The organism is Flavobacterium psychroterrae, from assembly GCF_018380615.1.
Lineage (GTDB): Bacteria > Bacteroidota > Bacteroidia > Flavobacteriales > Flavobacteriaceae > Flavobacterium > Flavobacterium psychroterrae.
The window spans coordinates 130,172-145,578 of record NZ_JAGYVZ010000014.1 but is presented as its reverse complement, the minus strand read 5'-3'; the positions used below and the strand labels follow the sequence as shown (position 1 = coordinate 145,578).

Here is a 15,407-nt window from a genome sequence, read left to right as displayed (position 1 = left end):
TAATAATTTGTTTTGAACTTACTGGCATACTATTTGAATAAATGTTGAAATTACAATTAAACCTTTTGGCTCTTTTGGAGTCTTATTGTTTCTAACCAACCATTTTATGACCAAAATTTATTATTTCCTAATTTTTACACTTTTTTGTTATTCGGCAAATGCCCAGAATGACATTGTTATTAAAGGAACCGTTATTGATATCAATACACAATTACCGCTGGAACTCGCAACGGTTTATTTTACCACAGTAAAAGATTCCACAGTTATTGAATATGCTACAACAGATAAAAACGGATCTTTTAGCATTAGAACTAAAAAATATGATAAGCCTATTTTTTTAAAGGTAAATTATATGGAATATCAGCCTTATTTTGAAGAAGAAAAAGGACTTCTTGAAAGCAAGGACTTTGGTAAACTATATTTGTTAGAGACTGCAAATGCTTTGGATAATGTAGTTATCAAAAGTGAAGCTGCGCCAATAACCATTAAAAAAGATACGCTGGAATTTAATGCAGCCTCATATAAAGTGCGGCCAGATTCGAATGTGGAAAATTTACTTAAACAATTACCTGGATTTGATGTAGGAACCGATGGTAAAATTACCGTAAACGGGAGGGAGGTCAATCAGGTTTTAGTCAACGGAAAAACGTTTTTTGACAAAGATGGCGCAATCGCCTTAAAAAATCTGCCAGCAGAAATTATCAAAAAAATTCAGGTTTCGGATTTTAAAACGAAAAAGGAGGAATTGTCAAAACAAGAATCAACTTCAGATTTTTCGAGTATAAATATCACAATCGACGAAAAGAAAAATAAAGGTTACTTTGGTAAAATTCTTGGCGGATACGGTTCTGATGATCGCTATGAAAGCAGTCTGATCATGAATTTCTTCAATAATAAACAAAAAATTAGTGTTTTAGCTTCCTCTAATAATATTAATTCAACCGGATTTGCCCAGGATGAGGTATTTGATAATATGGGCGGAGGGCGAAATAACAAAGGCAGCAGCGGAAGTTCAGGAAGTGGTAAAGGAATCACACAGTCAAACTTGATAGGACTTAATTATTCTGATGACTGGTCGGAAAAGCTGATGGCAATGGGAAGTTATAATTTTTCGAATTCGATTAATAATAATGACAGCAAATCTGACCAGATAAGTTTTTTGCCAACCGGAAATATTTCAACTTCATCTGATTCTAAAACCAGAAATGAAAATACCGGAAACAATGTTAATTTTGAATTAGAATATAAAATTGATCCCACTACGAGATTAGTTATTGTGCCAAAAGTGAATCAGTCCCGCTCGAATAGTAATTCAACTTCATCTAGTTTTTCTGAAGATGAAAATGGTGATGCTTTGAACGAAAGTAATGCCAAATCATATTCTGAAAGCACGAATACAAGTTTTGGAAACACAATTAACTTCAATAAAGCTTTTAAGAAAAAGTCGCGTAATTTTAGTGTTGTATTTGATAATAATAACGCCAAAACGGATGCTGAGGCGCTGAATCTTTCGCAAACTATTTTTTATCAGGACAGTAAACCTAACGACGATAGGAATCAGAAAAGTATAAACAATAATACCACAGATACTTATTCTCTTGAACTGGAATATACAGAACCGGTAACTGATTCTCTAAGAATTAGATTTGGATCTGATTTTGACTGGAACAAAGAAATGAAGGATATGAGAACATATGATTTTGATGCTGCATCACAATCTTATTCAGATTTAAATCAGTCTTTGACGAATTATACAACATCCAAACAAAATTCCTTTAGTCCTAAAGTTGGGATTACATGGCAGAAGAGCAAATTTACGGTCAACTTAAATTCCAGAACAGCACTTGTTGAGTTTGATAATCACTCTTTGTACCTTAATAATGCTACTGATTTGAATAAGAAATATGCGTTGCCTTACGGAGATTTTCAAATACGATATAAGTTTAGCCGTTCTAAGAATCTAACATTCAAATATGATTATTCAAATGCACTTCCTTCAGCAGTTCAATTAATGCCGGTTTTAAATTTAACCAACCCTTTAAATACGATAACAGGAAATCCGGATTTGAATCCTATCGAAAAAAACAGCGCTAATTTTAGTTTTAGAAATTATGATTTCCGCACACGTTCCGGTTACAGTTTGTATGTAAAAGGGGATTATTATAATAATGATGTGGTTTCAACTTCTATTTATGATGAAAGCGGAAAAAGAACCACAACTTACGTGAATATTTCAGGAACTTACACGACTTCGATTGGCGGAAACTGGAATCAGTCCATAAAAAGAGATGCTCATGTTTTGCGATATGGTTTTGGTTTAAACGGAAGTTATTCTTTTGATAAAGGATTTACCAATGCTGTTTTATACAACGCAAAATCTACAGCTCTTACTCCAAAAGTAAATCTGACTTATGAATACGGAGAACTTTTAGTGATTTCGCCAACCTATAGTTTATCATACAATCAAACTAATTATGAGAATTCATCAAGAGATGCGACCTCTAATGTTGTACACAGAATTAATTTGCAAACAACAAGTTACTGGCCTGCAAATTTAATTTTCGGTAATGATTTCGGTTACACTTATAATTCTAGTATTTCAAGCAACTTCAAAAAGGATTTCTATTTGTGGAATACAAGTTTGTCTTATGGATTTTTTGATAAAAAAGTCTACGCTAAAATAAAAGTGTATGATGTTTTAAATCAGAATCTAAGCGCTACAAGAACTATTTCGGCAACATCGATCCGTGATGAAGAAAATACTGTTTTGAAGCGTTATGTAATGTTTTCTGTAAGTTATAAAATAGGAAATTTTGCAGGAGCTGAAAAAGGAGGAAAGAAAAGACAAAGAGATTAGGTTCTAAGTTTATGAGCTTCTGAGTTACTAATTTTTTTAGGTTCAAAGTGGCAAAGTGGCAAAGGAACAAAGGTTTAAAAAAAATAAGAAGACAAAGATTTCCCTTAGAGACGCACAGCAGTGCGTCTTTTTTTATGCCCACAGATTTTACGGGTTAAACAGATTTTGCACAGATTTTTTAATTTTTTAATCTGGAACTGCAGGTTAAGAAAGTATCATATTTTTATTTGAACATGGAGATTATGGAGATTGTGTAATACATCTTTTTGTATTTCAAATATTGAATTACCTTAATAGTTATCTCAATTTCATTAAGATAAGCTTTTGAAAATAAAATCATTGCAAATCAAATCCGTTTTTATCCGCGTTTTTACGAAGTAAATCTGTTTTATCCGCGTCAAAAATTAGATGCTGATTTTACTGATTCGCTAACGCGAAAACGCTGGTAAAAACGGATTTTTTCTAATTACTTTCTTGATTAAACTGTTAAGTAATTTTAAATTTTTTGACTAACGATTTTTGATTTCAGATGTTTGAAACAGCATAAAATCGACAATCAAAATCTACAGCATAAAAAAACGAGATAGATTTAAAAACCTATCTCGTTTCATGTAATTAAAATTAACTAATTGTGTTATAGTGAATACTTTAAAGTAATGCCATAAGTCCTTTGATCACCAATTACACCTGCATATTGTCCTGTGTTTCCACCTGCCGGTAATAATTGTTCGTAATAATCTTTGTTTAAAAGGTTACGTCCCCAAAAGTGAATTGATAAGCCTTGTGATGCACGGAAACCGAAACGAGCATTGAAAATAGCATAACCCGGAACCACTAAGTATTTTGAAGCTGAAGGACTTGATGAGAATTCAGATCTGGCATAAGAATCTAATCCAAGGAAAACTTTTCCTGAATTTCCGAAGAATTTTGCCTTATCAGAAAGTTCACCTCCTAAAGATCCCGCCCATTTTGAAGCACTAGGTAATTCAGTTCCTGAAACATCTTTAAAAGCTACTGGAGCTCCCGTTTCTTCTAATGGAAGCGGTGCATTTGTAAATTTCACATATTTACCATCTGTATAAGTTGCAGCACCATTAATAGTTAAGTGTTGGCTAATAACAAAGCTGGCATCAAGTTCAGCACCTCTAACACGTACTTTATCTGCATTAGCAAGATATCCACGATTTACACCCAATTCAGCAGCCTGAACATTAGTTTGGAAATCTTTGATATCTGTGTCAAAGAATGCAAGATTAAACACTGAATTTCTAAATGGAGAAGTTTTAAAACCTATCTCATAATGATTTACTTTTTCGGGCTTAATTACAGCAAGATCCAATAATGGCAGACCTTTTGCATCAGTAGGAAGTCCGGCTACGTTTACACCAACTGGTTTATAGCTTTTTGCATAAGTAGCATAAATATTGATTTTGTCTGAAGCTTTAAAAGTCAATGTTATGTTTCCGGAAAAGTCAGTATTATCAGTACTGGAGTCAAATGCCTGATCAGAATATACTAATTTTTTCAAAGCAAGTAATGCAGGATCAGTAGTTTGTAAACCGCCGTATGTTGTACGGGCATAATGCGCGTCTTTTTTATCAAAATTATATCTTAAACCCGGTAAAACGTGAAGACGATCTGTAATAGCCCAGTCGATTTGACCAAATACTGCGGCACTTGAAGCTCTGATATTAGCATCGGTTTTGATTCCGTATCCTTCAAAAAGTCCCGGAGTTTTCCATAATGCGCTTGTTGTACTTTGTGCAAATCTCCATTGTGCATTACCAGATTCCTCTGTTCCGTCTGTTTGTGATGTTTGATCTATAAAAAATACACCTACCACACCACTAATTTTTTCTGTAAGTTGACCTGCGTAACGAACTTCTTGAGTAAATTGAGTTTGTCTTGTTGGATTTTGAGATAATGCTAAAACTTGCAATCCTGTAAAATCTCTGTCATTTGACGGATCCCAGTTCCAAAAACGCCAAGCTGTAGTTGAAGTAAGAGTTCCTGATCCAATTTTTGTATCAATGTTAAGAGATAGACCACCCATATCTTGTCCTGAACGCCAAGGAGTATCATGATCAATTTTACGGTCAAAAGCGTTTTGACTTGGCAGTTGATAATTAAAATCTTTGATTATAGCATCAAACTGGCGATAAGCAGCTCTTTGAGTAGGAGCAACACCTGCAACAACCTGAGCATATCCGTCGGGACGTTGTGTTGTGATATCTCCTGCTAAAATAATATTTGTATTTGTTGTAGGAGTCCAAAGCAACTGACCTCTGATCCCTTGATTGTTTAATGTGTTTGTTGGTCTTCCTGTTGCGACATTATCAATTAAACCATCGCGTTGTGTACCTGAAAAAGACAAACGACCTGCTACTTTTTTACCTAAAGCACCTGTAACCGAAGCTTTAGCTTGTAGAAAATTATAGTTTCCGTAGCTCACTTCAAAATCAGCTCCTGAAGTAAAACTTGGTTTACGGGTTGTTATGTTAAATGCACCGGAAGTTGTGTTTTTACCAAATAATGATCCTTGTGGTCCACGTAACACCTCTATTTGCTCTATATCGATAAAATCTAAAGTAGTGGCGGCAGGACGAGCGTAATAAACACCATCAACATAAAAACCAACTCCAGGATCAATCCCGTCATTTGTTAAACCAAAAGGAGAACCCAGACTACGAATGTTGATTCCTGTATTTCTTGGGTTTGATGAATACAATTGAACAGATGGAACAAGTTCTTTGATTCTGTTTACGTTAAAAGCTCCGGTTTGCTCCGCTTGTTTTCCTGTAATTACAGAAATTGCAATTGGTACATCCTGAACTTTTTCTATTCTTCGTCTTGAAGAAACGACAACTTCTATAAGTTCGTTTTCTTCTTTAAGCGTAACAGGTATCGAAGCCGTTGGTAGATCTGTAAGTTCGATTTCGGTAGTTTTGTATCCTACGTATTGAATTATTAGAGTTAAAGGAAGTTTTCCTTTTGTATCGATGATGAACCTTCCTTCAGAATCTGTTGTGGTATTATTTGTTGTTCCTTTTATAACAACGTTTACGGCTTCCAGCGGAGTATTTTCACTTGTTTTAACTACACCTTCGATGTTTTGTGCAAATGATATTGAGAAAGTTAAAAAGGATAATATTGTAAATATATTTTTTATAGAATTTTTCATTTTTATAGTAAGTATATGTGATTAGTAGAATTTAAATTAAATTTTTTTTACCAGCACATACACATCATAGAAGAATTGTTTTTTAAAGTAGAGAATTGACTATTTTGGTTTTTTTGCAAAAGATTTTTCGATACATCTGATCGATTGTAATTTACTTTCATAGAGTTGAAATTTTGTAAATGGTTGTCGGTTTTTTTGCAAATATATGTAAATTCTATAGATTTACTAGGAATTAGGAAATATTTTTTTATTTCTTTACAAGTGAGGCGATTGTAATACCTTGCATCGCTTTAAGAGTTTCATCACGAATGATCATTAAACCGTGTCTTAAGCTGCATTCTTCCTCAGTTTTACAATCTGAACATGGTTCGTAAAAGTTTAACGAAGCACATGGTAAAAGCGCAATTGCACCATCAAATAAACGGTGAATTTCTGCCAGGGTAATATCGTTTTTTGAGCGTATCAAATAATATCCGCCAAATTTTCCCTGCTTACTGCTTACAAAACGTCCGCGTTTTAGATCTAATAAAATTTGCTCTAAAAACTTTTTAGGAATATTAGCTCCCTCAGCAATTTCTATAGTTCTAGAAATGTGATTTTCGTCTTGTTGTGCTAAATAAAGTAAGGCCTTAAGGGCGTATTTTGCTTTATGTGATAACATCTATATTTAATTATGAATTGTAAATTATTAATTATGAATTTTAACTGAGACTGAGATTGAAAACTGAATACTGTTTTTTACCAGCCCCCGCTTGAACCTCCTCCAGAGAATCCGCCTCCGCCAAAACCTCCTCCAAAGCCACCGCCACCACCGGATGATCCGCCACCAAAACCTCCGCCGCCAAATCCACTTCCGCCGCTTCTTCCAAGACTACTTAAAAGAATCACATCGAGCAGGCTTGGACCTCCGCCGCTATTATTACCTGAATTTCCTCCGCCGCCTTTATTTCTGGACAGCAAAATTAATACAATTACAACAATAACAATTAACGGAATTATAGGAAAGCTATTTCCTTTGGCTTGCTTACGCTCTCCTTTGAACTTTCCTTTAAAAACATCAATTATGGCATCTGTTCCTTTGTCAAGTCCGTTATAAAAACTTCCTGTTTTAAATTCCGGAATAATAATATTTCTGATTATTGTTCCGCCAATTCCGGCAGTCAAACGATCTTCAACTCCGTATCCGGGATTAATGGCAATTTTCTTTTCGGCTTTGGCCAATAAAATAATTACACCATTATCATCTTGTTTTGTTCCGCCAATTCCCCAGGTTTGTCCCCATTTAGTTGCCAATTGAGAAACATCTTCACCTTTTAAACTTTCTATTGTAATCACTACAATTTGAGTTGTAGTAGAATCAGAATACCGAATTAGTTTTTCTTCAAGCTGTGCTTTTTCAGATGCGCTTAAAACATTCGCATAATCATAAACAGAAGTTTGAAAACTCGGTTTTTCAGGAATTGTAAACTGTGCAAAAATAGAATTACAAGTAAAAAACAATAATAGCAAAAAAGTAAACTGAAAAATTCTTGAGGAATTTGTGATCTTATTTTTGGAATCTTTCATCATTTAACCTTTTGATATTTCGTTTGATAATTCGTTGGTATCGCCTTCAAATCCCGGAAAATATTTTTTTAATTGTTCGCCGGCATTTAGAATACCATCAACAATGCCTTGTTTAAAATTTCCTGATTTAAAGTGATTTACCATAATGTCTTTCGTGCAATCCCAAAAATCTGATGCCACGACATCATTTATGCCTTTGTCTCCACAAATAGCAAATGTTTTATCGGCTACAGCAAAGTAAAACAAAACCCCATTCTGAAGTTGGGTTTCATTCATATTTAATTCATAAAAAACTTCTAAAGCCCTGTCAAAAGGAACTTTAGAAGTTGTTTGTTCTATATGTACTCTAATTTCGCCAGAAGTATTTTTTTCGGCTACGCGAATAGCTTCAACAATATCTTGTTCTTCTTCTTTGGACAAAAAATCTTCTACTTTTGACATTGAAATTATTTTAGAGTTCAGATTTCAGACTTCAGATTAAATCAGAAATCGTCAATCAAAAATTTTATTTTTAGAATTTTACTTCTACTGGTTTATCAGCACCTGCAACAGCTTCAAAGTATGGTTTTTCTTTATAACTTAAGAACCAATTGTTTGGAATAGCAAGGATATAACCATTATAATCCTGAACAGCTTCATTAAAACGAGTTCTGCCTGTTAAAATTTGATTTTCTGTACTAGCCAATTCATCTTGTAATTTCAGGAAACTTTCATTTGCTTTTAACGTTGGATATTGTTCTACAGAAACTAATAATCTTGATAAAGAAGATGATACTCCGCTTTGAGCCTGATTAAATTGCGCTAATTGCTCAGGAGTTACATTGCTTGGGTCAATAGTTATAGATGTAGCTTTTGCACGAGCTTCAATAACTGCTGTTAAAGTTGATTTTTCAAAATCAGCAGTTCCTTTAACCGTATTAACTAAGTTTGGAATTAGATCATTACGTCTTTGGTATGCTGTTTGTACATTTCCCCATTCTTTATTAACTGCTTGATTTTTTTGCAAACCAGTATTTTTAATTCCAATTGACCAAAAAGCAATAATAGCAATAAGTGCTATAATAATTCCTACGGGGATTAACCATTTTTTCATATCTGTTTTGATTTAAGTTTGTTCTAAATTATGTAATAAATATATTATAATTCGTTTTTAATTTCGTTTAATTGTGATTTTATCGTCTCTAATTTACGTATTATTTCGAATTTATCTAATGTTTTCTTTTGTCCTTCTTTCAAATGTGTTCTGGCGCCATCAAGTGTAAAACCTCTTTCTTTAACTAAATGATAAATCAATTGCAGGTTGGTAATATCTTCCGGCGTAAACATTCTGTTGCCTTTGGCATTCTTTTTTGGTTTTAGGATATCAAATTCACTATCCCAAAACCGAATCAACGATGCATTGACATTAAAAGCTTTGGCAACTTCGCCAATGCTATAATACCTTTTATCTTTTGAAAGCTCAATATGCATGATTTGTAATTTTCTGTTTTTATTCCAAAAATACAACTTTTTGGAGGATTAATCTAATGACTGGTTTTCCTGGTTCGCCATTTGTGAAATTGCGACATATTCTTCCGCCGAGATATTTCCATAATAAAAATTCAACGGGTTTACGACTTTTCCGTCTTTATGAACTTCGTAATGACAATGCGGACCTTCGGATCTTCCGGTACTTCCCACATAGCCAATTACATCGCCTCGTTTTACATGCTGACCCGCTCTGCAATTGTATTTGCTTAAATGCGCGTACAAACTTTCGTATCCAAAACCGTGCCTGATCACGACATGATTTCCAAATCCAGAAGCCGCCGCATCTGCTCTTTCTACAACGCCATCACCTGTGGCATAAACCGGTGAACCTGTATTGGCAGTAAAATCCATTCCGTTATGCATTTTTCGCACTTTCGTGAAAGGATCAGTTCGATATCCAAAACCAGAAGCCATTCGTTTTAAATTTTCATTTCTAACAGGCTGAATTGCCGGAATCGCTAATAATAAGTTGCCTTTTACGCTCGCTAATTTCAAAATTTCATCTAATGATTGAGATTGAATCGCTAATTCTTTTGATAATCGGTCAATTCGTTTTGTGGTATTTAAAACCAATTTTGAGTTATTATAACCTTCTAAATCCTTATATCGTTTAGGATCTCTAAAACCGGCTTTTCTGATAGAATCCGGAATTTCAGTTTTATTAAAATAAACCCTGTAAATATTGTTGTCCCGGTTTTCTAAAGCGTCTGTTACATCATCAATTTCATCCATTTTTTTGTTCAAAATCGAATATTGCAATTTCAAATTCTCAATTTCGCGCGCTTGTAAACGATCTTTTAGAGTTTCGAAATAAGGAGTATTGATTAAAAGCACAAAAACTAAAAAACCAAATAACGCCGAAGCCAGCAAAAACAGTAATGCGTAACCGATTTTGATTCTTTTTCTGGTTTTTATTTTTGTATAAGCCAGATTTTCTGAGTCGTAATAATATTTTACTTTCGCCATATTTTAAAATACCCTATTTTTGCAGCTTGTAAAATAAGTTAGTCGAACAAATTTAATAAATGTTTCAGTTGTTCGAAGCTTTTTTCAAGAATAAATCAATTAGATAATGTGTCAATTAGATAATTAGATAATGTATTAAGTAGGAGATTTATTGTTTAAAGCCGTAAGTTTTTTATTTTAAATTATCAGATTATCAAATTGAAATATTAAGTAATTTTCTAATTGACACATTATCAAATTGTCACATTAATAAATATGAAATCACAAGACGTACGTAAACAATTTTTAGACTTTTTTAAAAGCAACGGACATTTAATTGTTCCATCTGCACCTATCGTTCTTAAGGACGATCCAACTCTTATGTTCAATAACTCGGGAATGGCCCAGTTTAAAGAATATTTTTTAGGAAACGGAACTCCAAAAAGTAAAAGAATAGCCGATACGCAAAAATGTCTTCGTGTTTCAGGAAAACATAATGATCTTGAAGATGTTGGGTTTGATACTTATCACCATACCATGTTTGAAATGTTAGGAAACTGGTCTTTTGGCGATTATTTCAAAAAAGAAGCAATCAATTGGGCTTGGACTTTATTGACAGAAGTTTATAAAATTCCAAAGGAAAACCTTTATGTTTCTGTTTTTGAAGGAAGCAAAGAAGATAATGTTCCGTTTGATCAGGAAGCTTGGGATATCTGGAAAACATTAATCGATGAAGACCGAATTATTCTTGGAAATAAAAAAGATAATTTTTGGGAAATGGGAGATCAGGGACCATGCGGACCTTGTTCTGAAATTCACGTTGATTTACGTTCAGAAGAAGAAAAAGCACAAGTTTCAGGTAAAAGTTTAGTAAATAACGATCACGCACAAGTAGTTGAAATCTGGAATAATGTATTCATGGAATTCAACCGTAAAGCGGATGGATCTTTAGAGAAACTTCCTGCACAACACGTTGATACCGGAATGGGATTTGAGCGTTTGTGTATGGCTTTACAAGGAAAAACATCTAATTATGATACCGATGTTTTTACACCGCTTATTGAGAAAATAGAACAAATTACAGGATTTACATATACATCTAATGAAATTAAAAACATTAGTGAAGAACAAAATAAAACCAATATTGCAATTCGTGTAATTGTAGATCACGTTCGTGCCGTTGCTTTTGCAATTGCAGATGGGCAATTGCCATCAAACACCGGAGCTGGTTATGTAATACGTAGAATTTTGCGTCGTGCAATTCGTTACGGATTTACCTTCCTTAATACAAAAGAGCCTTTTATCAATAAATTGGTAGAAGTTTTAGCAAACCAAATGGGAGAATTTTTCCCTGAAATCAAATTACAGCAACAATTTGTTACCAATGTTATTCGTGAAGAAGAAGCCTCATTCTTAAGAACTCTTGATCAGGGATTACAATTGTTAGATAATGTAATTGCACAAACTAAAGGTTCAGAAGTTTCCGGAGCAAAAGCATTTGAATTGTACGATACTTTCGGTTTCCCGAAAGATTTAACAGCTTTGATCCTGAAAGAAAAAGGAATGTCCCTTAATGAGCCGGAATTTGATGCATCAATGCAGGAACAAAAAAATCGTTCACGTGCAGCATCAGAAGTTTCAACAGAAGACTGGACAGTTTTGATTCCAGGAAATGTTGAAACATTTGTAGGTTATGACAAAGTAGAAAATGACGTAAAAATTACCAGAATTCGTAAAGTAGATTCTAAGAAAGACGGAATTCTATACCAAATCGTTTTAGACAACACACCATTCTATCCGGAAGGTGGAGGACAAGTGGGTGATAAAGGAACATTAGTTTCTGCAAACGAAACGATTGAAATCATCGATACTAAAAAGGAGAATAATTTGATTTTGCATTTCGCAAAACAATTACCTGAAAATATTGAAGTTGGTTTTACAGCAAAAGTAAATACCGATTTAAGAACATCAACTTCTAAAAATCACTCTGCTACGCACTTAATGCATTTGGCTTTGAGAAACCTTCTTGGAACTCACGTAGAGCAAAAAGGTTCATTGGTAAATCCGAACTATTTGCGTTTTGACTTTTCGCATTTTTCTAAAGTTTCAGAGGATGAATTACGTCAGGTTGAAGCAAGTGTAAATGCGCAAATTGAAGCACAATTAAATTTGGTAGAACACAGAAATATTCCGATTAAAGAAGCATTAGATAAAGGTGCAATGGCTTTATTTGGAGAGAAATACGGAGATAATGTTCGTATGATTGAATTTGGTGACAGTAAAGAACTTTGCGGTGGAATTCACGTGAAAAACACAGCAGAAATCTGGCATTTCAAAATCATTTCTGAAGGAGCAGTAGCGGCCGGAATTCGTCGTATTGAGGCAATTACAGGTGATGCAGTAAAAGATTTCTATAAAAATCAGGAGAATACTTTATCTGAAATAAAAGAGACATTAAAAAATCCACAGGATATTTTAAAATCTGTAGCTTCTTTACAAGATGATAATGCAAAATTAAAAAAGCAAATCGAGCAATTACTTAAAGAAAAAGTAAATGCTTTAAAAATAGAATTAGAGAAAGATTTCCAAGAAGTTAACGGAATTAATTTCCTTGCAAAACAAGTAGATTTAAGCATGGCTTCGACAAAAGATTTGGCTTCCGCTTTAGGAAGTTCAAAACCAGATTCGTTTGTGTTTTTAGCTTCAATAGAAGATGGTTTGCCAAACATTCACTGTTACATCTCTAAAGAATTGGTAGCAAGCAAAAGCTTAAATGCAAATGCTGTTATCAAGGAATTAGGTAAATATATTGAAGGAAATGGAGGAGGACAGCCTTTCTTCGCATCCGGAAAAGGAAAAAATGCTGTTGGAATTGCTGAGGCTTTGGTTCACGCAGTTGATTTTGTGAAGTAAGTTTTTTATATTTCGCGCAAAGACGCAGAGTCGCAAAGTTTTTATATGCTTTGCGACTTTTTTATTTAAGTAATTTAATTTTTGTAAGTTTATACTTTAATTTTTAAGTATGAACGAAAATGAACTTTCAGCTATTGTAGTTGATATCTGCTACAAAATGCATGTAAAACTTGGTCCCGGTTTGTTAGAATCAGTTTATGAAGCAATTCTATATTACGAATTAACTAAAAAAGGGCTATTTGTCGAAAGGCAAAAACCACTTCCGGTTATTTGGGATGAATTAAAACTTGATATTGGTTTTCGAACGGATCTAATTATTGAAAATAAATTAATCCTAGAAATAAAATCAATTGAAAAAATAACAGAAGTTCATGCTAAACAAATTATGACATACTTAAAAATTACAAAAATCAAATTAGGATTGCTGATAAATTTTAATGTTCCTTTGATTAAATTTGGTATTACAAGAATTGTCAATAATCTTTAAAGAAATTTAAAGAGTAAAAACTTTGCGCCTCTGCGTCTTTGCGCGATTTTTTATTTATAATGTTCAATTTCAAAAGACTTATAAAAAAGAAAAGTCGCAAAGCATATAAAAAAACTTTGCGACTTCGCGACTTTGCGAGATTAAAAAAAACTTACTTACGCTCACCAATTTGCTGACGCCACATAGCGTAATACAAACCTTTTTCAACAATCAAATCCTCATGTTTACCGGATTCAATAATTTTACCTTGTTCAAGAACAAAGATTTTATCGGCGTGTAAAACGGTTGATAATCTATGGGCGATTAAAACCGTAATCCTGTTTTGATCAGATATATTTCTAATAGTAGCATTAATTTCCTCTTCGGTAATAGAATCTAAAGCAGAAGTTGCTTCATCAAAAATCAATAAATTCGGATTTCTTAAAATGGCTCTGGCGATTGACAAACGTTGTTTTTCACCGCCGGAAACTTTAATTCCGCCTTCGCCAATTGTCGTGTTTAGACCATCTTCAGCACGTTGTAATAATTTTTCACAACTCGCTTTTTTAAGGGCATCATATAAATCTTCATCAGTTGCATTTGGTCTCACAAACAATAAATTCTCGCGAATTGTTCCCGAGAATAATTGTGCGTCCTGAGTAACAAATCCCAATTGTTTTCTTAAATCCAGCAAATCAATTTCGGTAGAATCTATGTCATTATAAAGAACCTGACCTTCTGCCGGCGTGTACAATCCAACTAATAGTTTCACCAATGTTGTTTTCCCCGAACCGGATGGACCAACAAATGCTACTGTTTCACCTTGTTTAATTTCAAAATTGATATTTTCTACTGCTTTAAATTTGGCAGTTTTGTGCTTGAAACTTACATCCGAAAAAAGTAAAGATCGAATTGCTCCAACATGTTTAGGTGTTTTTGGACGAAATTCTTTTGGAGCGCTCAATAAAGTTTTGAAGTTTTCCATTGACACTTTGGTTTCATTCAAAGCAATAATGAAATTTCCTAATTCCTGTAAAGGTCCAAAAATAAAGAAAGTAAAAAATACCATCGTCAATAAATCACCCACGATTATTTTTTGTCCAAACAAGAAATAGTATAAAGTAAAAACGACACAAGTTCTTAAAAAGTGAACAGTTGTTCCCTGAATAAAACTCAAACTTCTGATAAAACGGATTTTCTCCAATTCGAGTTGTAGAATTTTAAAGGTGTTTAAGTTTAGACGTTTTTCTTCCTGATACGTTAATCCAAGACTTTTCACCAATTCAATGTTTCTTAAACTTTCGGTTGTAGAACCAGCCAGTGCATTTGTTTGATTTACGATTTTTCGAGAAACGACTTTAATCTTTTTACCTAAATACGAACTGATTAAAGCGATAATAGGAGCAGTTACTAAAAAGATAAGCGAAATACGATAATCGATTCTGGCAACGTAAACAATTACGAATATAAAACCGATAATGGTTTGAAAAATTAAAGAGATAGAAAGCGTTATTAATTTTTCAGAATCAGAACGGACTTTCGTCAATTTACTTAAAGTTTCACCGCTTCGTTGGTCTTCGAATTCTGCGTAAGGTAAATCAAGTGATTTTTTGATTCCGTCAGTATACATTTGTGCTCCTGTACGCTGAATCACGACATTAGTAAAATAATCCTGAAAGTTTTTGGTAATTCTTGAAATCATCGCGGCACCAAGCGAAAGTCCAAGCCAGAAAGATAAAGATTTGATGAATCCTATTTCATTTCCTTCATATTTATGCAAACCAACACCACAATCCTGCATTAATTTACCGGTAATAATAGAGTCTGATAAGCTGAAACAAATGTTTATAGAGGCCATAATCAACGCAAAAAGCAAGAGCATTTTGTGTTTGATTATATAAGAATATAATAATTTCATATGTGAGTTTGAATTTAGAGATGCAAAAGTA

At 33.6% G+C, this 15,407-nt stretch carries 11 protein-coding genes; 3 read left to right on the top strand and 8 right to left on the bottom strand.

All coding sequences use genetic code 11. From position 1 onward, the window contains the following. The first annotated feature begins 106 nt into the window (after positions 1-106). On the top strand, positions 107-2,857 hold the full coding sequence (locus KHA90_RS15695; RefSeq protein ID WP_213302424.1) for an outer membrane beta-barrel protein: 2,751 nt from the start codon (positions 107-109) through the stop codon (positions 2,855-2,857). A gap of 634 nt (positions 2,858-3,491) precedes the next feature. Here the strand turns inward: KHA90_RS15695 and KHA90_RS15690 are convergent. From KHA90_RS15690 to KHA90_RS15660, 7 genes are all read right to left on the bottom strand, one after another. Beyond that, on the bottom strand, positions 3,492-6,038 hold the full coding sequence (locus KHA90_RS15690; protein WP_213302422.1) for a TonB-dependent receptor: 2,547 nt from the start codon (positions 6,036-6,038) through the stop codon (positions 3,492-3,494). Positions 6,039-6,285: 247 nt separating this feature from the next. Beyond that, on the bottom strand, positions 6,286-6,699 hold the full coding sequence (locus tag KHA90_RS15685; RefSeq protein WP_213302419.1) for an RrF2 family transcriptional regulator: 414 nt from the start codon (positions 6,697-6,699) through the stop codon (positions 6,286-6,288). 77 nt (positions 6,700-6,776) lie between these two features. Continuing rightward, on the bottom strand, positions 6,777-7,604 hold the full coding sequence (locus KHA90_RS15680) for a TPM domain-containing protein (RefSeq protein ID WP_213302516.1): 828 nt from the start codon (positions 7,602-7,604) through the stop codon (positions 6,777-6,779). A 3-nt stretch (positions 7,605-7,607) separates the two neighbouring features. Beyond that, a complete protein-coding gene (locus KHA90_RS15675; protein WP_213302416.1) occupies positions 7,608-8,045 on the bottom strand; it encodes a TPM domain-containing protein in 438 nt (145 codons plus the stop codon). Positions 8,046-8,115: 70 nt separating this feature from the next. Beyond that, positions 8,116-8,697: a LemA family protein gene (locus KHA90_RS15670; protein WP_213302401.1), complete on the bottom strand. Its 582-nt coding sequence runs from the start codon at positions 8,695-8,697 to the stop codon at positions 8,116-8,118. 44 nt (positions 8,698-8,741) lie between these two features. Further along, on the bottom strand, positions 8,742-9,074 hold the full coding sequence (locus KHA90_RS15665; RefSeq protein WP_213302398.1) for a MerR family transcriptional regulator: 333 nt from the start codon (positions 9,072-9,074) through the stop codon (positions 8,742-8,744). A gap of 48 nt (positions 9,075-9,122) precedes the next feature. Next, a complete protein-coding gene (locus KHA90_RS15660; RefSeq protein WP_213302395.1) occupies positions 9,123-10,100 on the bottom strand; it encodes a peptidoglycan DD-metalloendopeptidase family protein in 978 nt (325 codons plus the stop codon). 255 nt (positions 10,101-10,355) lie between these two features. On the opposite strand from KHA90_RS15660, the gene alaS reads away from it, so the two are divergent. Both alaS and KHA90_RS15650 read left to right on the top strand, forming a co-directional pair. After that, positions 10,356-12,992 (top strand): alanine--tRNA ligase, encoded by a 2,637-nt coding sequence (alaS, locus tag KHA90_RS15655; RefSeq protein WP_213302392.1) that lies wholly within the window; start codon positions 10,356-10,358, stop codon positions 12,990-12,992. A gap of 109 nt (positions 12,993-13,101) precedes the next feature. Continuing rightward, positions 13,102-13,479: a GxxExxY protein gene (locus KHA90_RS15650; RefSeq protein WP_213302389.1), complete on the top strand. Its 378-nt coding sequence runs from the start codon at positions 13,102-13,104 to the stop codon at positions 13,477-13,479. A gap of 151 nt (positions 13,480-13,630) precedes the next feature. Here KHA90_RS15650 and KHA90_RS15645 read toward each other — a convergent pair whose 3' ends face one another. Continuing rightward, positions 13,631-15,376, bottom strand: a complete 1,746-nt coding sequence (locus KHA90_RS15645) for an ABC transporter ATP-binding protein (protein ID WP_213302386.1) — start codon at positions 15,374-15,376, stop codon at positions 13,631-13,633. Between the last annotated feature and the right edge of the window lie 31 nt (positions 15,377-15,407).